Raw genomic sequence first — 20,894 nt, forward strand, 5'->3', positions numbered from 1 at the left:
AAGAAATAACCAGAATTTAATCAAAAATTAAGTTTTTATTAACCAGTGATCAGAATTTTTATGGCAGCATTCAAGGTAAAGACTAATTTCTTCATGAGAGATAAAATCTATTCACATATTAGCTATGAGTAATATTCAAGAGCAAGTTCCAGAAAAAAATCGACGGACAACTCAAGGCAACAAACTGCCCCAATGGATTGCCGTGTTAGTGCTGGTTTATATCATTATTGTGGCAGTTGAACTGGTGAGCCGAGGCTTTAGGACAGCTACCGCCGACCAAGCCGAAGAAATCTTTGCCTTTGCCACCAATCCTTTCCTAGGACTGATCGTTGGGACGCTTGCCTCAGCGCTAACTCAGTCTTCCAGTGCTGTTACCTCAATTACGGTTGGTTTGGTAGGGGGAGGCTTACCCGTGGCAACTGCCGTACCGATCATCATGGGAGCCAATGTCGGAACCAGTCTCACTAGCACCCTCGTGAGTCTAGCCAGTATGGGGGATAAAGAGGCTTTTAAGCGAGCGCTGGGGGCCGCCACTATCCTTGATATGTTCAACATCTTCTGTGTGATTATTTTTCTCCCCCTTGAAATTCTCTTTCATCCCCTCCAAACTGCGGCGGGCTATCTTGCACGGTTTTTTATTGGCGATTATTCCCTAAGCATCGGAGATTACAACTTTGTCAGGGCGGCAACAAGCCCGGTGGTCGGTTTTTTCAGAGGCATAGCCAGCAATTTCCCTGAACCTTTTGATGGACTTTTCCTGATCTTTGTAGGGGTTATTGTCATTATATCAGCGATCTATTTTATTAGTAAGCTCCTCAAAGTTGTACTGGTGGGTCGTGCCAAAGATATTTTCGAAATAGCAGTGGGGAGAGGTCCCATTGCTGGCATTGCTGCCGGGATGTTCATGACGATTTTGGTTCAGTCTTCCACAACAACAACCTGTTTAATTGTTCCTTTAGCCGCCGCTGGTGTGATGACCTTACAGCAAGTTTATCCCTTTACCCTGGGGGCTAATATTGGCACGACTGTGACTGCTATACTTGCTGCGACCGCAATTTCGGGAGATACCGAAGTCTATGCTTTACAAATTGCCATGGTTCATTTTCTTTTTAACTTCTTTGGTGTTCTGATTATTTTTTGTATTTCCTTCATGTACAGGATACCGATTTTTCTGGCAGTAACATTTGCTTCTATGGCAAGTGAGAGAAAATATTTAGCCTTTGTTTACATTATCGGGGTATTTTTTGTGATTCCTGGATTTTTCTTGGGGGTTACTAAGCTTTTTGGTTAGATTAGTCCCGTCACTTACTTGAATATGTAAGTACTCAGGCAAAATTAATTGTATATTTTGAGCCAAAGTTTATTAGGATATTTCCCCTTGAATCAATATCTTGTAAAACCGTGGAGGCTCAGGAGCGTGAAATAGAAAGGGCATTAGTTAAGCACGTTACACAATTTTTGTTGGAGTTGGGTGCAGGATTTGCTTTTGTGGGTCGTCAGGTGTTGCTGCAAGTGGGTGAGGAGGAGTTTTTTATTGATCTGTTGTTTTATCATCTGAAATTGCACTGCTATGTTGTGATTGAACTGAAAGCGGACAAGTTTAAGCCTGAGCATTTGGGGCAGTTGGGGTTTTATATGACGGCGGTGGATAGGCAAATGAAGGCTAAAGAGGATGGGGTTACGATCGGTTTGTTGTTGTGCAAAAGCAAAGACAAGGTGGTGGCTGAGTATGCTTTGGGAGATAAAAGCCAGCCTATGGGTATTGCGGAATATAAGTTATTGGAATCTTTGCCTGTTCCGTTACAAACTCAATTGCCGAGTATTGAAGAGATTGAGCGGGAATTGATGGGGTTTGATGGAGGTGTGGGATGAGCGGTAGGAATTTCCTGGGGAGGCTGTTAGATGGGGCGGCGGTGGAGTGGAATACCTTGGGGGAGATTGCTGAGATCAATACTGGACAGAAGCCAACTGAAATTTTTGATAACGCGACAGATTATGATTACATTAACGCAGGAACAACTAGATCTGGATATACCGCAAGCAGCAATTGCGAAGGCGACACAGTTACAACGCCATATCGAGGTCAAGGGGGAATTTGCTATGTTGGATATCAAAAGACCCCGTTTTGGTTGGGGCCGTTATGCTACAAGCTACGATCAACAGATGAAGCTCTACTCATCAACAAATATCTTTTCTATTTTCTTCAGTCAGAAAGCGATCTGCTTTTAGGTCTAAAAAAAGAAGGGGGAGTGCCCGCAGTCAATAAGTCCGATTTGGCTAAATTAGAAATCCCGATCCCACCCCTTGCCATTCAAGCCGAAATCGTGCGGATTTTGGACACTTTTACAGCGTTGACCGCCGAACTGACCGCCGAACTGAGCGATCGCCAAAAACAATATAACTACTACAGCGATTTACTGCTCACCTTTCCTAAAACGGAGGCATAGATGACTAACTACAAGGCGATCGCCCAATCCAATAACGCGATCATGCTGGCTCAACTTCCATCTCTCGGAAAAGAAAGAATTTTTTCTGAGAAATTTGCGCTTGACGTTTAACGTGACTCGTTGAACGCTTGGTAGGCAGTAGAATCGGTCAGTATAGTATCCGAATTAATGACCAATGGAGAATTTGCTTTGGGTGGAAAGATGGGGATGCAACAGATGTAGAAATTGTTGACTATCACTGAGGTGGAATCATGACAAAAAATAAATTAGATAAATTGACCCCTGTACATCCTGGCGAAGTCCTGTTAGAAGAATTTCTCAAGCCCATGAATCTGAGTCAAAATCAGGTTGCTCTAGCCTTGCGTGTACCTGCACGTCGAATTAATGAAATTATTCACGGTAAACGTAGAATTACGGCAGATACAGCCCTACGTTTAGCCTATTATTTCAATATGTCCGCCCGGTTTTGGATGGGTTTGCAAATGGATTATGATCTGGATGTAGCTGAAGATGCACTCGGAGAAAAATTAAAAATGGAAGTTTGTTCCCGGCAAGACTAACAGTAAAGCCATACGAATATTACCGCGATTTACTGCTCACCTTTCCCAAAACGGAGGCATAGATGACCGACTACAACGCGATCGCTCATAGGTTTACCTATAGGTATAGTCCACGGAAAGGCGGTCTGATATCTTTGTACATTGATTACTTAGAAGGTTCCCCTCTACGGCTACCTACGGCTATCGTGTTGACTTTGAATCATACCCTCCCCCCATAACCGGAACAAGTACTATTGGGGAAGTGACCGATGTGATAGCAGTCAATGGTGACGAACGAACCGATAGGCTTGCCATTGACGGGTATCACAAGGGAACTACCCTATCGGTGTTTGGTTGAGGGGAGGTATGGATATTTGACATATTGATTAAGTTGTGCTTATTGATTAACCCGCCAATAATTAAGATTTGTTGCTAAGGGATATGCACCAATTGTCCCGTGTGCTAAGACTGAATGGAGTGCATTTTGAGTGTGACGGTACGACTATCGGGTTAAGTAAATTCCCGCTATCGCCGTCAGGATAAGGCAATAGAAAAAACGAGCATGGAGGGATTTGAACCCCCGACCCTCAGAACCGGAATCTGATGCTCTATCCACTGAGCTACATGCCCTAAGACCAAATTCACTATAACATATATTCGGCAAATATTGATCAACCCAACGACAATTTCATCTCTTAGCAATCAATCCCCTATAGCAGGGAGGGGGTCGGTTCGCCAAATACCAGGAACCTCAACGCTAAAATTTCCTGGGTCATGGGCCTATATTTCTACCATAGGTGGCGCTTTGGGTGAAAATTAAGATCACAATGACAAAAAGGTTAGCTAAAAATATGGACTCAATTGAAATTAAAGGTATCCGCAGTTATGGTTATACGGGATATCTCCAGGAGGAAAGGGTATTAGGTCAGTGGTTTGAAGTTAATGTGCGCTTGTGGTTTGACTTGCGCGTTGCCGGACATAGTGATACGATCGCAGATACGGTGGACTATCGGGGAACCATTGCTACAGTTGAGCATATTGTAAAAACGGCTAAATTTGCTCTGGTGGAAAGACTAGCAGAGGCGATCGCTCAAGCTATCCTGGAACAGTCCCAGGTTGAGCGGGTTCAGATCCAGTTAATTAAACTCGCTCCCCCCATTCCTGACTTTAGCGGACAAATTCAAGTTGAAATCACTAGACCTTAACATTCACCACCGCAATTAGGAGTCGGTTAGCTCCATTTTCAGGTTATACCTTTCCCTAGTTGTCTGATCACAACAGGCTGTGATTTGTGACAAATACATTCAAGACCATAGTCACAAAACTAAAAAGCTACCTTTACAAAAGCCATACATTTATAAATCTTTGGTAAAAAAGGTGTTTTACATTAGACACACCAGGGAAATGATGCTACAACATTAATAGTACGAAAGTACGAAGTCCAGCCCAGTTATCTAAGTTAGTCAAATTATCACACCAGAGGTAAAAATTATGAACACTAAACTAAGTCTATCAGTATTTTTAGGTTTACTAGCCGGTGGTCTAGGATTCGCAGGTTCTGCTCAAGCATTTTCCTTCCAGACAAACTTTGAGTACGCCTTAACAGGGAATAATGCTCCGAGAGGGGATGTCTGGCTGAATTCTGTTGAGGTCAATGACAATATTTTCAGTAATTTTGCCTTTGTCAACCGTGCTGAGATCGTTTATAACGACCCCTTTACAGGTGGTAACACAGGTGCTGCTAGTTCTGATATGGGACCACTAGCAACCGTAGGAACATCCAGGGAAAACCCCACCAATGAAGACATTGTGACATCTTTGGGAAATAATAACCTTAACAGCATTATCGATGGAGAGGACCGCGGAAGTTTCGCCATCAATGTTTGGTTTGATCGTCGGGTTGATAACCTGTTTTTGTGGGAACGTGGCATGAACAGTGCTGTAACAGTTCAAGCGATCGACCGACTAGGCAACAGTTTGGGTAATACCTTTACTATTGGACGGAACAACTGGGATGATGCCGGGTTTGAAATTACTACACTAGAAATTGCCAATACCAGAAATTCTGTTCAACAAGTCGGTTCTCGGGGAGTCTCCTTGGCTGATTTAGGACTTGACCCCTCAGTAAGGTCTATTGGTGGTATTCGTGTAAGTGCTGCATGGTCTGAGTTGGATGGTCCTGGCAATAATCGTATGCGAAGAGATTATAATGGACCAGACTGGCAAGTGGTTGGTGCTGCTGTACCAGAACCAGGTATGATTTTCGGTCTAGGCGCTATTGGTGCTGGTTTGCTTGCTTCCAACCTTCGCAAGAAAGGAAATAAAGCGTAGAATTGCAGTAACGGTTAGCTTCAGATTCTCTACTGCATAGACTCTACAGGAAGGCGGGTTGATCAACTTGATCAACCCGCCCTATATTTTTTAACCAGAAAAAAGGTTGTTTGGTGACTAACGGACTAATTCCTTAACCTTGGTCATAATACCGTTGGGGTCAATACCCTGATGAGGGAACTGTTCCCAGAGACCGCCACAACCTTCCTTGTGAGTAGCAAGATAGGCGTATTTAGGAGTATAGCCACGTTCTAGCAACCAGGAACCAAAACGGCTACCGAGTCCAGTGCGACGGTTAAAGGCTTCGACGACCATGACAAAGGGAGCGTTTCCGATTTTGGCTAACATATCTTCATCAACGACATTGAGGGTAGATTTATTAATTAACCCGACATCAATACCTTCTTGTTTGAGGCGATCGACAGCATCTAAGGAACGGTACAAACTATCGCCAAAGCTGACAATATAACCAGCAGTACCCTCGCGAATGACCTCATCTTTACCAGGGATGAACTTGTAGCCGTGGCCAAAGAAATGATTTCCGTCACTGTTGAGAATATAGGGAACTTTGGAACGGGTAGAGAAGATAAAGCGGAGTCCGGGGTCAAAAAATACGGCTTCGACACAGGCTTTCATCTGGTTAGCGTCGGCGGGGAAATACAAACGAGTTTCGTAACCGTCATCTAAGCCATTGTCGGCGAACATATTATTAATTCCGAAATGGCAGGTATTATCAGCCATGTCGTCAATGCCGCTATGGGAGAAGTGACAGAGGACGTTGGAGTAATTCAGGCGCGCCATAGTGATTTCGGAAATGCACATTTCTAAGAAGGCGCTAAAGGTGCCGAAAATCCCCTGTTTGCCTTTTTCCATACCAAACCCGGCGGCGGCGGAGAAGTTACCGCGCTCCATAATACCGCCTTTGATAAAGATTTCTGGGTAGGCGGTGCGGATTTTTTGTAGACCACAGGAGCCTTCTAAATCGCTATCGACACAAAGGACTTTTTCTTGACGATCGCTATCTGTCATGGTAGCGAGAACGGAAACGACGGCATCCCCAAAGACGTTACGGTTGGAACCGAGATCGTCACTAGAACCGATGAAGGTGTAGTTTTGTTTAGGTGCTTGGATACCTTGGAGATATTTAACCGCTTCGGTGCGACCTTTGGCTTCCAAATAAGCGATCGCCGCCTTGACTGAAATGACATCATGACCGTGGGGGGAACCTTCGAGACCTTCAATTCCGACACACATTTTCCGACGGTTAATCACGGCGACGGGACCATCTGTATTAATAGCTTGGCAGATCAGACCATAGAGGCTATCAATATCTTCTCCATCTCCCTCTAGGACTTTCAGACCGTGACCGATAAGGGTTTGGGCGACTGTGTAGCCAGGAATATAATCAGAAGGGTGTCCGGCGATGGTGACATCGTTATCATCAATAATCAGTTTAACGTTAAGCTGTTGGGAGACAGCCAGACGAGCGGCTTCAGCATCATTTCCTTCCTGTTGAGAACCATCGGAACCCAGACAGAAAAGGGTTTTATTGGGGTTAGCCATGGCTACGCCGTTGACGTAAGGCCACATATGACCGAGACGACCGGAGCTAAATTTTACGCCGGGGGTGAGTCCTAATTCGGGGTGTCCGGGTAGTTTGGAATGTGCGGCGCGATAGCTCAGGAGCTGTTCGGCGGGCATAGAGCCTTCGAGTACGGACATTAAATATTGGGTAGCCACCCGGTGTCCGGCTTCGTCAAAGAAGATAGGGACGAATTTATCGGGGGAACCGCGAAATAAGGCATCAAGGATCATTACTTCTGGGGCGGTGTCGTAGGGTCCCCCTGTGTGTCCGCCAACTCCGCGCGCTGCGCCAGTGGCGGTGAAGAAAACGATCGCATCTCTGACCAGTTCAATATTAGCTTTCAGGGCCTTTCGTTGTTCGTCGGTTAGGGTGCTATTGGCTGGGTCAAGTTTCAGGTATTGGTAGGCTCCCAAGTCAATGGGGAAGACGGCTTGAGCAACAGTCATGAGTATTCCAGTTTAGATATGTCAACTTCATGGGCGATCGTGGTTGCTAAGGACTGCGATCGCCTTGATTTGATTGTTTCACATTTCGGCCCCACTTCAGCACTTACTCTCCACATTTCCCAAAAAAGTCCCAAATTATCCCGCCTATGTTTGACGGGGTGTCTGTTATCAAGAAACTGGGTCTAAAACCCCGTCCTTCTAGGACGGCTTTAATTGTAAATTTTTGTGGCAATATCGAATATTTTGTGCTGATGGCGTTAGTATAAGATAGGAAGTAAACCCATGCTAGTTTTTGAGTTCAAAACCTACGGAAAACCAAGTCAGTTCATTGCAGTAGCTGAGGCAATTCGTACAGCACAGTTTTTTCGCAATAGCTGTTGGCGCTATTGGATGGATAATCCTCAAAAGAATAAGTACGATTTGAACAAATACTGTGCGGTGCTGGCAGCAACTTTTCCATTTGCCGACGAACTCAATTCTCAAGGGAGACAAGCCAGTGCGGAAAGAGCTTGGTCAGCTATCTCTCGATTCTATGAAAACTGCAAGAAGAAGATTCCCGGTAAAAAGGAGTATCCGAAGTTTCAGAAAGATTGTCGCTCAGTTGAATATAAATCAACCGGGTGGAAACTTGCAGACGACAGAAAATCAATAACTTTCACAGATCAAAAAGGAATTGGTAAACTCAAAATCAAAGGTACACGCGATTTACACTTTGACCAAGTCAGCCAGAGCCAACGGGTAAGACTGGTGAAACGTGCTGATGGTGTGTACGTTCAATTCTGTATTAACGTTGACAGGAAAGAAAACACAGCGCCGACAGGCAATACCATTGGCTTAGACGTTGGACTGAAAGAGTATTACACCGATTCAAACGGAGTCACCGTTGAAAATCCTAAATTCCTGAGAAAAGGCGAACGTCTCTTAAAACGTAGTCACCGTCGCGTATCGAAGAAGGTTAAAGGTTCAAAAAACAGAGGCAAAGCTAGACAGATTCTAGGTAAACACTATCTCCAAATAAGTAGGCAACGTAAAGACCATGCTGTGAAGTTGGCAAGGTGCGTAGTTCAGTCAAACGACTTGATAGCCTACGAAGATTTGAGAATTAAAAATATGGTGCAGAATCATTGTTTAGCTAAGTCTATCAACGACGCTTCTTGGTATCAGTTCCGTGTCTGGCTTGAATACTTTGCTAAAGTTTTTGAAAGAGTAACGGTTGCGGTAAATCCGCAATACACTAGCCAAGAATGCTCTAACTGCGGTGCAATTGTGACGAAAACGCTATCCACAAGAACGCACGTTTGTAAGTGTGGTTGCTCAATGGATAGGGATGAAAACGCAGCTAGAAATATTCGGAGTCGAGGATTGAGTACGGTAGGGCATACCGGAACTTTCGGTGTGCCGAGCAACGCTTTGGGAGACAAGTCCTCTACTGTTGTTGGAGAAATCCTGCATCAGCAAGTCGTGTCGTAGAACAAAGAATCCCCGTGCGTTCACGCCGGGGAGTGTCAAGCAATTGAACAAGATATAGGGGGTAGGGATACTGGCGCTAAATCACCAAGAGGTTAGGGTGAGGCGGAAATCGGAAAGTTACTGATAATCTATCAGCAGTTGCTCATAGACATCACTGGCGATAATTTGATGAGTGGTGGTGGTGGGGTGTAGGATATCCCAGAATAAATACTGCTCTGGATTATCAGCAATGGTTCCTAATATAAATGATATACTACTGTCGGTAACGTTGGTTAATCCAAATTGTTCAGGATTGGCGATCGCATCCTCAAATAAACCACCCACATCAAATAAACTCACATTAGCACCAGGTAGGTTTTGATTTAATTGGTCTACAGCTTCCCGTAAACCTTGATTATGTTCTGCACTGAGGCGGTTCAGTTCCTCCGCATCAAAAGAATTAACTGGATCGACGGGATCTAGGGGGTTAAATCTCGCTACTGGTAATTCTCCTAATGGTGGTAAGTTTAACATCAGGAAATCCCGCGCCCCAAACTGATAGAGAGAAGTTACAGCTTCAGTTAAATTATTAACCGGAATAGTACCATCAGTCTGTCGTCCCGCTAAGTAATCATTAGCGCCAACCCAGAGGGTATATAAGGCATTAGGATTAGCTGTTTGACCCGATGCTAACAAAGGAGCAATAAAAGCCTGTAATTGATTTTCCAAACCCGGGAATAATCCCGGTTCTGTGGTATTTAAACCGCTAGTATTAGCCCCACAAAAGGCAAAATTAATCCCCTCATTTGAGGGAGATTTTTCGCTAAAATTGACGGGATTTAAACTCAGTTTATCCCCCAAATAATCTACCCATAATAACCCATTAGAGGCGCGACCTTGAAAGTAGGGTAATCCTGCTAAAACTTGTCCTTCCGAGGCGATAAAAGCGTTTCCGGTATCGGATAAACTATCACCAAATATATAGATTTCCTCGAAGTGCAGAGCCTCGATAAAGTCATCAATGGTTAACGAATTAGCCGAGACATTATTGAGGGTGACTAAGGTTTCACCATTGAACTCAATTACAGTGGATGAATCCGATTGTTGAATGTCTAAATCTGAAAAGGTGGCTCCCCTAAACAAGCGCAATTTATCAATACCTGGTTTAAAGTCGGTAATTAGATCCTGATCCGCACTTGACTGGGATAGTATAAATTCATTAATTCCATCTCCACCAGTGAGGGTGTCTAAACCGCGATCGCCTGATAAAATGTTATTCCCAGAACCACCAATAATCAAATCATTACCCTGACCGCCATAGATGGTATCATTACCCGAATGACCGATGAGAGTATCATTACCCTGGTTTCCTAACAAAATGCGCCCTTCTGGGTCATCATTGATGATATAATCATCACCCTCCAAAAGAGCGATCGCCTCCGTCAGGGGAGAAGCGCTAAAACGAGTAAGCTGTTCCGGTGGTAACTCCGAGATAATGATCACATCGTCACCAAAAGTACCGAGACCCAGATCTAAGCGATTTTAGGTAATAATATCAGAAAGCATATTCCCTTCCTCTGATGTCAAATCTTACACAGTATAGCAGGATATTTTACCCTGGGGTTAATTTACGGGGTTTTTAAATATTCTTGATTTGCTAAATAATTTTCGATATTGATGATAATTTGTCGTAGATAAATTATCACTCTATTCTTAATGATAAAAAGTTCTCTAGCCGTGGTATCTCTGCCTATATCATTAAAGGATTTTAAACCATGTGCTAAATCATTTCTATGATTCTTTATAGACAATAAATCCTCACTATTTTGGGTTCTTCGAGGGGATACTTTACTCGAAAAACCATAAGTTTGGGCTACATCTTTGATTTTTTTAGCGTCTATATTTCCCGAAAAAACATCATCATTATTCCAAGTTTCAATGATAATATCCAGAGAGATTTTATCAATTTTATCTATAATTTTTGCAGGCGATCGCTTTTGGATATTCTTTAATATCACTATCTTCAGCTCTCGTCTCAAAACATCAAAATTCACTTGATGAGTATCGAGGTAATCAAATATATATTCAATGGCTCTCCTCATAGTTCCCTCCACCAAATTATATAGCAATAAAAAACCATTGGCTTTGAGAGTTTTTTCGATATCAGTATTAAAATAAATTTGTTCATATTTATGAATCATTGTGCTGGCATTGATATCACCAATACAAAGTTTATAATTGTCTATCATCGTGGTTTTTTGCTCCAGTCGTTTAAGAAACATAAAGTATTGACTAACTTCTACAGACTGTTTATTAAAATATGCCCATAATGTACTATCCATAGATTAACCCAAAACCTGGTCACGAACATACTCAATTCGACGGCTAACTTTATTACCAGAACTACTAGCATCACTTTTAGTATACTCATTAAAATCTTGTGATTTCAAGAAGTCTGTAGACTTGGGAACTAAATCTTTTTGCTCACGCAAAGCCAAAGCCACACCTACACATAGAGACTCAAATTTGATGCGAGTTATAGGTCTAATTTTATGTTTACCTGTTCGCAAACTCTCAGGAAAGTATGTTTCTATTACCGATAGCATTGACATAAATTCATAGCGCATACGCTCTAATTCTGCTGTGGGATTTTGAGATTGCTTTAATTGTTCATTTTTCTCCTTTAAGTAGTCGTCTAAAAAATCATGAATCTTTCCCGAAAAAGATTTATATTTTTCTAAAAAAGCAAAGAATCTCAAAACATACTCTTGAGGATCACGTTTCTTGATAGATGCTTCCGAAAAAGCACATAAGCTGATAAATTTTGGCTCCGTTGATAACTCTTCTATCAAGTTTAAAAATAATCCTGGCTGACTCCCTCTTCGTTTTTCCATTTGGTTAAGTTCAATGCTTCCTGAGTTAATCCGTTCAAACAAATCTCGGCGGACTTCTTCATCAGCATCTTCAGTTAATTTAATTAATCGAATAGTATTTCTAAGAAATCGTCGCTGACGAGATGGAGACAAATATCGAAAATGAAACCCGTTTAATGCGGTTAACTTTTGGAGTTCACAAAGTTTAAGTTGATTATGGATAAATCTAGCTAAGGTTCGTATTCTCTGGGTTCCATCTATAATTTCTAACCGTGAGTAATCTTGATCATCTTCTTCTTTGGAAACATCAGCGACGAAAATATAGGGAATTGGAAGACCCAGAAAAATCGATTCAATAAATTTGGACTGATGCTGCTCATCCCAAGCCATTTCTCTTTGGTAGTCAGGTATAAATATTTCGTTGGTGTCCTCATCAATTCCAGTTAAATATTTATCCACTAATACCTCAATGGGATATTCAAGGGTATTGTAGTCAATCCGCTTTTGGTTTTCCCTAATCTGATTTTCGGCTGACTCGACTTTGGCGGTAGTAATAACTTCTGTATTCGACATATTGACAATTAAAATAGGTGTATCATCATGGTAGAGATAATCAATGATTAGCAACCAATGCCAGATTTTGGCACTGCGGGGTTAAACTGCCACTATGTTTATCAGTAATTTAGGACTGCCTGGAAATTTACCACATACTTTTTAAATTGTCAATGGATGTAGACTATATAGCTCGCCCGGCTATGCCTGGAAATATCTGGCTATATCAGATATTATTTAAGTGATAAATATCCCCATGGCTTGAGTGTTTTTTATAAGTCATGTAGGATAGCGATAAGTAAACCAACAGGTCAGAATTAAATATGTCGTTACACTCATATACAGTCAAATCAGAAAACCCGGAAAATCCCGAAGGTTTAATCATATTCCTGCATGGTTGGGGTGCGAATTGTGAGGATCTGACCTTTTTGGCTCCCATGTTGAGATTACCCAATTATTGGTTTGAGTTCCCAGAAGCTCCCTTTCCTCACCCACAAGTTCCGGGGGGTCGCGCTTGGTACGCCTTAGAAACTCAGGAATATGAGGGAATTGAGGAAAGCCGGGAAAAACTAATTGATTGGTTAAACGCGATCGCCCAAACTACTGGAATACCACCACAGCGCACGATTTTAGGCGGTTTTTCCCAGGGGGGAGCCATGACTTTTGATGTCGGACGGACAATGGGTTTCGCTGGTCTGATTGTACTCAGTGGCTACTTACACTTTAAACCAGAACCCCAACAGACCCCCCTACCGCCGATTTTAATGGCTCACGGTAAACAAGATATGGTCGTCCCCCTCGGAGCGGCTCACCAGGCGCGGGACAGTTTCCTGAAATTAGGGGCAACGGTGGAATATCATGAGTACAACATGGGTCACGAGATTTGTCCCGATATTTTGGGGTTAATACAAAGTTTTGTGATCAAAACCCTGCCTAACAACCATTAACCCTTTAATATAAAAGAGAGCATGATTTAATCTCAAATTAGGTTAACATTTTACGGCAATACGGTATAATACCAAGTATGGTGCGAGACCTTCGGGTATGAAATAGAGCTGAAATGGGCGAAATAACTACCCGGTGAGGACTTCAACCCCTTGGTTGATTGGATCGCATCCCTGGCCATCCCATAACACAGCCGGATTTTTTGGCCCACCTTCGAGACTTCCAATATGGTTGCCAAGGTGAAGCGTCTAATCAGGTCTAAGACTGCCCGCGCCATGCTGACATGGGCGCATTATCAATTCAAACTAACCCTGAGACATAAGCGCGGAAATAACTGGAACCACAGTTGTAGATGTGACCGAAGAATACACCAGCAAAACCTGTACTCACTGTGGTCATGTCCATTCCCAGCTAGATGGCTCAAAAGTGTTCCGATGTCCTGAGTGCGGGTTCACTCTACCACGGGACTGAAACGGTGCTTTTGGAATCTTTCTAAAAGCTTTGCGGGATACCGCCTCTGTTATCTTAACGGGTAATAGTGCTATCGTCGCATTGTCCGGGAACAACCGGAAAAATGTCGCGTAAATGTATCAGGTATTGCGAGATGGAAATGTTGACTCAATCTTCGCCCAAGATTTCCGCATTGACAGCAGATGATGTGGCTCAGTTAGCTTCCCGCTTGGAAGTGGATAATTACAGCAACGCATTTGAGGGATTGCAGGATTGGCATTTACTCAGAGCGATCGCTTTCCAGCGTCCAGAATTGGTTGAACCTTATATTCACTTATTGGATTTAGAAGCCTATGACGAAGCCTAAAGAATTCTAGGATACGCCAAAACCACAATTTCCCCAGGGTGGGACTATTATAGAAACCGGGTTTCTGGAAAAATCGGTTAGTGAGAAACCCGGTTTCTGCGCCTACCAAATATCACTAATACAGCTATTAGCTTTTATGTCCGACCGGCGACGTATTTTAATTGGGGTAACTGGTGGAATAGCCGCCTACAAAATTTGTGAGGTGGTTTCCACTTTGGCAAAAACGGGGGCGGAAGTTCGTACCATCGTCACCGACTCGGCTCAACAATTTATTACCCCCCTAACTTTAGCTACTTTATCGCGCGATCGCAGTTATAGCGATCGCGACTTTTGGCAGCCTACCCACGGTCGCCCCCTTCATATTCAGTTGGCACAATGGGCTGATATTTTCGTCATTGCACCCCTAACCGCCAATACCCTCAGTAAACTAGCCACCGGAATGGCGGATAACTTGCTCACTAATACGGTTTTGGCTTCCACCTGTCCGATTTTATTGGTTCCAGCTATGAACCGGGAAATGTGGAAACAGCCAGCGGTGGCGCGAAATTGGCAACTACTTTTAACAGATAGTCGCTTTCACAGCATTACTCCCATTCCTGGTATTCTCGCCTGCGATACCCCTAATAATACCGACAGCCAATCAGTTGAGGTGTCAGCAGCCGGACGTATGGCAGAACCTCAACAAATATTAGCCCATATTTATTCCCTACTCCATACCCAAGGAAATCGAGATCTCGCTAATAAACAAGTCCTGATTTCCGCCGGGGGAACTCGCGAACATTTAGACCCGGTGCGGTTTATTGGTAATCCCGCTACTGGTAAAATGGGAATAGCGATCGCTCAAGCCGCAGTCCACCGAGGCGCACGGGTGACAATGGTACATGGTCCCATGAATAATCTGGAGATGGTGGAGACTCTATCAGAGGTTACCTTAGTTAGTGTGACTACCGCCCAGCAAATGTCCGAGGCAATGTTATCATTATTTCCCGCAGCCAACCTGACTATTATGGCGGCGGCGGTCGCTGATGTCCGACCTACGGCTTATCACCCGGAAAAGTTACCTAAGCGATCGCTTCCTCAACAACTAGACTTGGAAACAGTACCCGATATTGTCGCTCAATTGGCACAAAAAAAACGCCCCGACCAGCAGTTAGTTGGCTTTGCGGCGCAAACTGGAGATATTTTAGCCCCCGCTTGGGAAAAATTGCAGCGCAAAAACTTAGATGCGATCGTTGCTAACCCCATTGACCAACCTGGGGCGGGTTTTGGTAGCGACACCAACCAAGCTATCTTACTCGCGCGCCATGGCAGAAAACAGAACATCAGCGGATGCACTAAGTTACAATTAGCTCATCACCTGTTAGATTTCATTGATTTTTCACCAATAACCTAATAGCCGCGGGTTCTGCGATCGCCTTTATATTACAGATTCTTTATAACCCCCCCTGACCCGCCCATAGCTGGTCAGATATTTAACTAAAAGATAGCCCCGTCTCTTGAGATGAGAGCGGGGCGGTAACTTTCGGTTAAACTAGGTTAGGGCGCTAGGGCGCTAGGGCGTGACCGCGTAGCAGACTACCCACAGTTTTGGCTGTGATCTTCATTTGTACTAACGGGTTAGCCGGAACAACTGTCTTATACAGATAGCTGTCAAACGTCATCCGTTGTACATCGAGATCAGAACACATTTCTACAAATGCTTCCCGACTTGCATCAGAACGGTAGAATACCCGTTGCAGGACATCCAGCACTAGGTAGGTCATGCCATACTGTTTATCCCAGCGTTTCAGATACAGTTTCAAATCATCTTCAGTGGGGATACGCTGACCGGCGTTGGAAGTTTCCACAATGGTTTCAGCACACATACGACCAGACTTAGCCGCAAAATAGATACCTTCACCAGAAGACTTAGTTACGGTTCCGGCTGCATCTCCCACCAGGGCTACCCTTCCCACAACCCGACGAGGACGGGGATGTTCTGGAATTGGGTGAGCTTCCACTTTAATGATTTTACCACCTTCAATCCGATGGGCTGCGCGGGCACGGATTCCAGCTTGCAGCTTTTTGATCATGGCTTGGTTAACCTTCATGGTTCCGGTTCCTACCGCCACGTGATCATATTTCGGGAACACCCAAGCGTAAAAGTCCGGGGAAACATCATTCCCTACATACATTTCCGCCCGATCTTCGTAATAAGCCATTTTATCAGCCGGGATGCGAATCCGCTCTTGGAAGGCGATCGCATAATTATAATCCCCAGCGTCAATAGCCTTGGCTACACGGGAGTTAGCTCCATCAGCACCAATGACGAGATCTACTTTCAGGGTTTTGGCAGTTCCTACCGCATCACCACTAGAATGATCATTGTAGTGGATCGTGTAAGGTTCGCCACTGCTGGCGGGGATTTCTAATTTGTGAACAGTACCGTTGATTAGGTTAGCACCCAACGAAGCAGCACGGTCACGCATGAAACCGTCGAGGACCTCCCGACGACACATTCCGATATATTCGTTTTCATTTTCTAAATTGATATCCACCTCACGGTTAGAGGGGGAAATCATTTTCATTTTTCTGACCCGCCGATCAATGATTTCGGGTGGCAGGTCGAATTCACTTACCATACACAGAGGAATAGCACCACCACAGGGTTTGGCGTTATCCAGTTTGCGCTCGAATAAATAGGTTTCAATTCCAGCTTTTACTAGCGTTTCGGCTGCGGATGAACCCGCAGGACCAGATCCGACAACAGCAACCCGTAGAGTCAAAGGTCTTCTCCCAAAAATTTATCTCGTCAGTTACTAAGCCAAAATCCTAACACGAACTTGCAGCCAAGGGGGAGGTTTCTGTTCAGACTTGTGACGTATTGCAACACACCTTAACATAACTTTACAAAACTCCAACTTCATTCTCACTTGCCGCTTTCATAGCCATGAGCAATAGTTAATTATACTTATTGGCTCTCCCCAACCTTACCCACAAGCATCGTGGGAATTGATGATTGACAGGAAAATCCGGTAGTATTGATAATGGCAGACTAAATTAATTATCCATCCCTAACTCAACCGTAAATAAGCCCAAACTATGCCTTGGAATAATCAGCAAAACTCAACCACAACGCCTACTCAACTAATTAATCAAATCTTAACTTCCGGGAAACTGACCTATCTCCAATATCTGGGATTAATCTCAATTATCTTGTCAGACACTCAGATTAATGATTTAGAACGCCATCAAATTAATCGCATTTTTGATTATGTGCAAAATGGTCGCCTGACTCTGATTCCCTAAAATTAATTTTGGTTATGAATACCCCCAGTCACGCAATTATTAATCTGGCTTTATTGGCAAATTCCAGCCAACCCGATGCTAATTTATTCATTGTTTTAGGAGGTATTTTACCAGATATTCCCATCTTTGTATTCTACGGTTGGGCAAAATTTATCGCCAAAATGCCAGAATCTCAAATCTGGTCAGATGCTTATAACTCCCAGCATATACAAAGGATTGTGGCTATTTTTCATTCTATCCCCTTGGCGATTTTAGCCTGGGCGATCGCCTTTAAGTTGGGATGGTTGATAGCTCAAGTTTTGTGTATAAGTATAATTTGGCATAACTTATTAGATTTGCCTGTTCATAACGATGATGCCCATCGCCATTTTTTCCCGCTCAGTAACTACCGTTTTATCAGCCCAATTTCCTACTGGGACCCCCGACATTATGGCTCCCTAGTGTCCCTAATGGAATTGCTGTTAGTATTATGGTCAAGCTATACAGTATTTTCCCAAGTGCGATCGCCCCTAGGTCAAACCCTAATCCTATTGGTTAACCTGCTCTATACAGGTGGCTACAGCTACCATATCCTTAAACGTACCAGAAAGCAGACTCACCACCCCATAAACCGAATCAAAACAGCTATACTAAAGAAGATAGCCCCATAATGAGAGCTTAAATTTTCCGATGAAAGCACAAGAGTTAATCCCCCTCAGCTTATTGATAATAACTGCGATCGCCCCCGTTTCCGCCCAAACCACCGAAACCACCGACAATAGCCGTGAGTCCCTCAGTTCAGTTAATCCTGTTGTAGTGGACCAACCAAAAGCGATCGCTCAAATTGACCAAGCCACATTGAGAAATGCTTGTGCTACCAAACGCTTTGACCTGCTACCAATTCCCTTTTCTGATGTATCCCCCGACCATTGGGCGTTTGAGGCGATAATGAACCTATACTACTGTATGTGTCCATCTACCAAATTCTAACTTTCTGGTAAAATTGATCACATCCTGACATTTAAACTTTTGTATTAGCCCCTCATCCGTTAACATAGATAAGTAATTTGTTTAACAGAAACTGGTTATTGATTGTGCTAAAGACCCTTCGAGCCGACTTTCGCATTATCTTCGATCGCGACCCTGCCGCTCGGAACTGGCTAGAAGTCATGTTCTGCTACCCCGGTCTGCAAGCGTTGCTATTTCACCGTCTCGCTCACTGGTTGTACTGTATCGGTTTACCCCTAATTCCCCGTCTGATATCTCACCTGTCCCGATTTATTACAGGCATTGAAATCCACCCAGGGGCTACCATAGGTCAAGGTGTCTTCATCGATCATGGTATGGGTGTAGTCATTGGAGAAACAGCCATTGTCGGAGACTTCTGCTTAATTTACCAAGGCGTAACCCTCGGCGGTACAGGTAAAGAAAGCGGTAAACGTCACCCCACCCTAGGGGAAAATGTAGTCGTCGGAGCCGGAGCCAAAGTTCTCGGTAATCTCCAAATTGGTAATAATGTTCGCATTGGTGCGGGTTCCGTAGTCTTGCGGGATGTTCCCTCTAACTGCACAGTAGTAGGGGTTCCTGGTCGCATTGTTTACCGCTCCGGTGTCAAAGTTAACCCCCTTGAACATGGCAGTTTACCTGACTCAGAAGCCGTAGTCATTCGGACTCTGCTAGATCGCATTGAAACCCTAGAGCAGCAAATGGAATCCCTACAGCAAGAACGGGTGGCGTTGGTGGAAAAAGTCCCTGTAGGAGCAGGTTTCCGCACCTATAACGGACAATATCAAACCTTAACTACCTCTGAAGGTACGCGCTCTAGCTGTCAGATTAAAAACAGAGCCATCCAAGAATTTTTAGACGGTTCTGGTATTTAAGGATTGACCGCCTTCCCTTTCCAAGTGCCATTACTTTGAGCATCATAAATTGTCCGATTCTGGGGCTCGCCGCGCAATTGTAAATGATCCACCCGCTCAGGTGTTAGCAGCAGGACCGAAAAATTGGGGGGTGGCTGTTGGGGAATGGGGTCGGGAGGGTCAAAATTAGCGTGGCCCGAGTCGCGCCGCTGTTGACCAGGATCCGGCCAGAAAAATTGACTTTTGGCTGCCTCTGATAACTCCTGCCAACTCTGATCACATAGATGCTCTGCGTACTCTACTATGGTTAACTGACCAGAGATGCGGAACTGTTCTCGGGTTTTCGGAAAATACCAGCAAGCCTCACCCCAAGGATTTTCGGCAATTTCTATCACCTTTTGGCTGCGGGTGTCCGTCACAAATTTAAGGCGATCGCCCTTAGTCATAAACCCCCTAAATACTACCGTCCGATTAGCCGGTCGTCCGTCCAGGCGAACCGTCGCTAACTGTAAATAACGGGAATAGGAAAGGCTACGGTTTCGGTGCATAGCCGCCACCAACGCTAATCTCCAGACAGGAGTTTTTATGATTGCCATGTTTGATTTGAAACCCATTACTGCTCTATCTACCCCCCACAATGGTTATCACTGGGAAGGCGGCGATCGCCGTTTTTTTGAAGGCTGGTATTATCGGGTCACTCTCCCCGAACCCCGTCAAACTTTCGCCTTCATGTACTCCATTGAAGACCCCAGCGGCGGACAACCCCACAGCGGCGGTGCTGCCCAAATTTTAGGACCAGATGACCAGTACCTCTGTCGGACTTTCCCTGATGTCAATAAATTCTGGGCATCTACCGACACCCTAGCTCTGGGTCATTGGGGAGACACTGACCTAAAATCTGCCCCCGGATATCTCGACTCTCAACTATTCGATCGCTTTATTCGTCAAGGATATCAGGGAACTGATACCCACCATCAAGGTCGCCTCAAAGATGGAACCCGTAACTGTAGTTGGGAATATACTATCACTCCCGTTTATGGGTGGGGACAACAACAGTCAACCGCTGGCTGGCTATCATTTCTGCCGATTTTTGAACCGGGATGGCAAATATTAATGGCTCACGGTTCGGCTACTGGCTGGATTGACTGGAATGGCACACTCTATCAGTTTACTAACGCCCCCGCTTACGGTGAGAAAAACTGGGGCGGCGCATTTCCTCGAAAGTGGTTTTGGGTTAACTGCAACTGTTTTGACCATATTCCTGATTTGGCTCTCACAGCAGGCGGCGGAAAGCGATCGGTATTGTGGTGGCTCGAATCCGTCGCTATGGTCGGTATTCACTATCGCGGTCAATTTTATGAGTTTGTCCCCTGGAATGCTCAAGTTCACTGGCAAATTGCACCCTGGGGAGATTGGCACATTCAAGCTGACAACGGACGGTTTCAAGTTTCCCTCCAGGCTACCACTACCTACCCCGGTACTCCTCTACGCGCCCCTACTCATCATGGCTTGCAATTCTGCTGTCGCGATACTATGAAAGGTGAAGTAACCCTACAACTCCGACAACAGGGACGCTTAATTCTGGAAGCCCATAGTTCCCTCTGTGGCCTGGAAACTGGAGGTGGTCCCTGGGATGAAACCTGGGTTCATTGATAGTTATGTTAAGTTTTGTAACAAAAAATTAAGCAATGTTAAAAAAAAATCATTTTTTGGGGGAGGGGGTAGCTTTTTGGGGAGACTCATGCTACTATTATAAAATAATGGGAATATTGACAGTTTTTTTA

24 protein-coding genes, 1 tRNA gene and 1 pseudogene are annotated in these 20,894 nt (G+C 44.3%); 19 read left to right on the forward strand and 7 right to left on the reverse strand.

Annotated elements, in window-relative coordinates; all coding sequences use genetic code 11:
• Window positions 1-124 precede the first annotated feature (124 nt).
• From XZ46_RS05745 to XZ46_RS33915, 6 genes are all read left to right on the forward strand, one after another.
• Window positions 125-1,291 carry a Na/Pi symporter gene (locus XZ46_RS05745; protein ID WP_006621087.1) on the forward strand — a complete coding sequence of 389 codons (1,167 nt, stop codon included), beginning with the start codon at window positions 125-127 and terminating at the stop codon, window positions 1,289-1,291.
• Between the two features lie 95 nt (window positions 1,292-1,386).
• Window positions 1,387-1,872: a PDDEXK nuclease domain-containing protein gene (locus tag XZ46_RS05750; protein ID WP_081587643.1), complete on the forward strand. Its 486-nt coding sequence runs from the start codon at window positions 1,387-1,389 to the stop codon at window positions 1,870-1,872.
• The gene (locus tag XZ46_RS05755) at window positions 1,869-2,447 is read left to right on the forward strand and encodes a restriction endonuclease subunit S (protein ID WP_006621085.1); all 579 of its coding nucleotides are present in this window, start codon (window positions 1,869-1,871) and stop codon (window positions 2,445-2,447) included. Before XZ46_RS05750 ends, XZ46_RS05755 begins: the two co-directional genes overlap by 4 nt.
• Window positions 2,448-2,575: 128 nt before the next feature.
• Window positions 2,576-2,689, forward strand: a complete 114-nt coding sequence (locus tag XZ46_RS28415; protein WP_081587642.1) for a type II toxin-antitoxin system RelE/ParE family toxin — start codon at window positions 2,576-2,578, stop codon at window positions 2,687-2,689.
• A 9-nt stretch (window positions 2,690-2,698) separates the two neighbouring features.
• Window positions 2,699-3,007 (forward strand): HigA family addiction module antitoxin, encoded by a 309-nt coding sequence (locus tag XZ46_RS05760; protein WP_006621083.1) that lies wholly within the window; start codon window positions 2,699-2,701, stop codon window positions 3,005-3,007.
• Between the two features lie 62 nt (window positions 3,008-3,069).
• Window positions 3,070-3,225 (forward strand): hypothetical protein, encoded by a 156-nt coding sequence (locus XZ46_RS33915; RefSeq protein ID WP_155839082.1) that lies wholly within the window; start codon window positions 3,070-3,072, stop codon window positions 3,223-3,225.
• Window positions 3,226-3,543: 318 nt separating this feature from the next.
• Here the strand turns inward: XZ46_RS33915 and XZ46_RS05765 are convergent.
• Window positions 3,544-3,616 (reverse strand) — tRNA-Arg (locus XZ46_RS05765).
• Window positions 3,617-3,837: 221 nt separating this feature from the next.
• Between XZ46_RS05765 and folB the strand changes: the two genes are divergently transcribed.
• Window positions 3,838-4,191: a dihydroneopterin aldolase gene (gene folB, locus XZ46_RS05770; RefSeq protein ID WP_008049009.1), complete on the forward strand. Its 354-nt coding sequence runs from the start codon at window positions 3,838-3,840 to the stop codon at window positions 4,189-4,191.
• A 286-nt stretch (window positions 4,192-4,477) separates the two neighbouring features.
• Window positions 4,478-5,317, forward strand: coding sequence for an exosortase-dependent surface protein XDP2 (locus tag XZ46_RS05775; RefSeq protein WP_008049013.1), 840 nt, complete (start codon window positions 4,478-4,480; stop codon window positions 5,315-5,317).
• Window positions 5,318-5,434: 117 nt separating this feature from the next.
• Here XZ46_RS05775 and XZ46_RS05780 read toward each other — a convergent pair whose 3' ends face one another.
• A complete protein-coding gene (locus XZ46_RS05780) occupies window positions 5,435-7,348 on the reverse strand; it encodes a thiamine pyrophosphate-binding protein (protein ID WP_008049015.1) in 1,914 nt (637 codons plus the stop codon).
• A gap of 18 nt (window positions 7,349-7,366) precedes the next feature.
• Here XZ46_RS05780 and XZ46_RS35245 point away from each other — a divergent pair, with 18 nt between their 5' ends.
• Window positions 7,367-7,534, forward strand: a complete 168-nt coding sequence (locus XZ46_RS35245) for a hypothetical protein (protein ID WP_006621079.1) — start codon at window positions 7,367-7,369, stop codon at window positions 7,532-7,534.
• Window positions 7,535-7,630: 96 nt separating this feature from the next.
• The gene (locus XZ46_RS05785; protein ID WP_008049017.1) at window positions 7,631-8,818 is read left to right on the forward strand and encodes an RNA-guided endonuclease InsQ/TnpB family protein; all 1,188 of its coding nucleotides are present in this window, start codon (window positions 7,631-7,633) and stop codon (window positions 8,816-8,818) included.
• Between the two features lie 117 nt (window positions 8,819-8,935).
• Here the strand turns inward: XZ46_RS05785 and XZ46_RS27670 are convergent, their stop codons facing one another.
• The 3 genes from XZ46_RS27670 to XZ46_RS05805 all read right to left on the reverse strand — a co-directional run bounded on the left by XZ46_RS27670 (window position 8,936) and on the right by XZ46_RS05805 (window position 12,297).
• Window positions 8,936-10,300, reverse strand: a complete 1,365-nt coding sequence (locus XZ46_RS27670) for an SGNH/GDSL hydrolase family protein (protein WP_008049018.1) — start codon at window positions 10,298-10,300, stop codon at window positions 8,936-8,938.
• Between the two features lie 125 nt (window positions 10,301-10,425).
• Window positions 10,426-11,139, reverse strand: coding sequence for an MAE_28990/MAE_18760 family HEPN-like nuclease (locus tag XZ46_RS05800; RefSeq protein WP_008049020.1), 714 nt, complete (start codon window positions 11,137-11,139; stop codon window positions 10,426-10,428).
• Window positions 11,140-11,142: 3 nt separating this feature from the next.
• Window positions 11,143-12,297 (reverse strand): DUF262 domain-containing protein, encoded by a 1,155-nt coding sequence (locus tag XZ46_RS05805; RefSeq protein WP_082113516.1) that lies wholly within the window; start codon window positions 12,295-12,297, stop codon window positions 11,143-11,145.
• 248 nt (window positions 12,298-12,545) lie between these two features.
• Here XZ46_RS05805 and XZ46_RS05810 point away from each other — a divergent pair, with 248 nt between their 5' ends.
• The 4 genes and pseudogenes from XZ46_RS05810 (at window position 12,546) to coaBC (ending at window position 15,377) form a co-directional block, all read left to right on the forward strand.
• Window positions 12,546-13,169, forward strand: coding sequence for an alpha/beta hydrolase (locus XZ46_RS05810; RefSeq protein ID WP_008053655.1), 624 nt, complete (start codon window positions 12,546-12,548; stop codon window positions 13,167-13,169).
• Between the two features lie 186 nt (window positions 13,170-13,355).
• Window positions 13,356-13,752, forward strand: a pseudogene (locus tag XZ46_RS36110) (zinc ribbon domain-containing protein); the annotation flags it as partial.
• Window positions 13,753-13,771: 19 nt separating this feature from the next.
• Window positions 13,772-13,984, forward strand: coding sequence for a protein IsiD (gene isiD, locus XZ46_RS05815; RefSeq protein ID WP_006617626.1), 213 nt, complete (start codon window positions 13,772-13,774; stop codon window positions 13,982-13,984).
• A 136-nt stretch (window positions 13,985-14,120) separates the two neighbouring features.
• The gene (gene coaBC / locus XZ46_RS05820) at window positions 14,121-15,377 is read left to right on the forward strand and encodes a bifunctional phosphopantothenoylcysteine decarboxylase/phosphopantothenate--cysteine ligase CoaBC (RefSeq protein WP_048894952.1); all 1,257 of its coding nucleotides are present in this window, start codon (window positions 14,121-14,123) and stop codon (window positions 15,375-15,377) included.
• A gap of 151 nt (window positions 15,378-15,528) precedes the next feature.
• Here coaBC and chlP read toward each other — a convergent pair whose 3' ends face one another.
• Complete coding sequence (gene chlP / locus XZ46_RS05825; RefSeq protein WP_006621071.1) at window positions 15,529-16,749, reverse strand: geranylgeranyl reductase; 1,221 nt, start codon at window positions 16,747-16,749, stop codon at window positions 15,529-15,531.
• 316 nt (window positions 16,750-17,065) lie between these two features.
• Here chlP and XZ46_RS05830 point away from each other — a divergent pair, with 316 nt between their 5' ends.
• The 4 genes from XZ46_RS05830 to cysE all read left to right on the forward strand — a co-directional run bounded on the left by XZ46_RS05830 (window position 17,066) and on the right by cysE (window position 19,131).
• The gene (locus XZ46_RS05830) at window positions 17,066-17,272 is read left to right on the forward strand and encodes a hypothetical protein (protein ID WP_006621070.1); all 207 of its coding nucleotides are present in this window, start codon (window positions 17,066-17,068) and stop codon (window positions 17,270-17,272) included.
• A gap of 14 nt (window positions 17,273-17,286) precedes the next feature.
• Window positions 17,287-17,922, forward strand: coding sequence for a hypothetical protein (locus XZ46_RS05835; protein ID WP_008049033.1), 636 nt, complete (start codon window positions 17,287-17,289; stop codon window positions 17,920-17,922).
• A 19-nt stretch (window positions 17,923-17,941) separates the two neighbouring features.
• Window positions 17,942-18,241: a hypothetical protein gene (locus XZ46_RS05840; protein ID WP_006621068.1), complete on the forward strand. Its 300-nt coding sequence runs from the start codon at window positions 17,942-17,944 to the stop codon at window positions 18,239-18,241.
• Window positions 18,242-18,345: 104 nt separating this feature from the next.
• Window positions 18,346-19,131, forward strand: coding sequence for a serine O-acetyltransferase (cysE, locus tag XZ46_RS05845; RefSeq protein ID WP_006670809.1), 786 nt, complete (start codon window positions 18,346-18,348; stop codon window positions 19,129-19,131).
• On the opposite strand, the gene XZ46_RS05850 is transcribed toward cysE, so the two are convergent.
• On the reverse strand, window positions 19,128-19,706 hold the full coding sequence (locus tag XZ46_RS05850; protein ID WP_008049036.1) for an Npun_F5749 family FMN-dependent PPOX-type flavoprotein: 579 nt from the start codon (window positions 19,704-19,706) through the stop codon (window positions 19,128-19,130). The two genes, cysE and XZ46_RS05850, sit on opposite strands and share 4 nt — an antisense overlap.
• Here XZ46_RS05850 and XZ46_RS05855 point away from each other — a divergent pair.
• Window positions 19,696-20,763: a tocopherol cyclase family protein gene (locus XZ46_RS05855; RefSeq protein WP_006621065.1), complete on the forward strand. Its 1,068-nt coding sequence runs from the start codon at window positions 19,696-19,698 to the stop codon at window positions 20,761-20,763. The genes XZ46_RS05850 and XZ46_RS05855 overlap by 11 nt on opposite strands.
• Window positions 20,764-20,894 lie beyond the last annotated feature (131 nt).

This window comes from Limnospira indica PCC 8005, assembly GCF_000973065.1.
Taxonomy (GTDB): Bacteria; Cyanobacteriota; Cyanobacteriia; order Cyanobacteriales; family Microcoleaceae; genus Limnospira; species Limnospira fusiformis.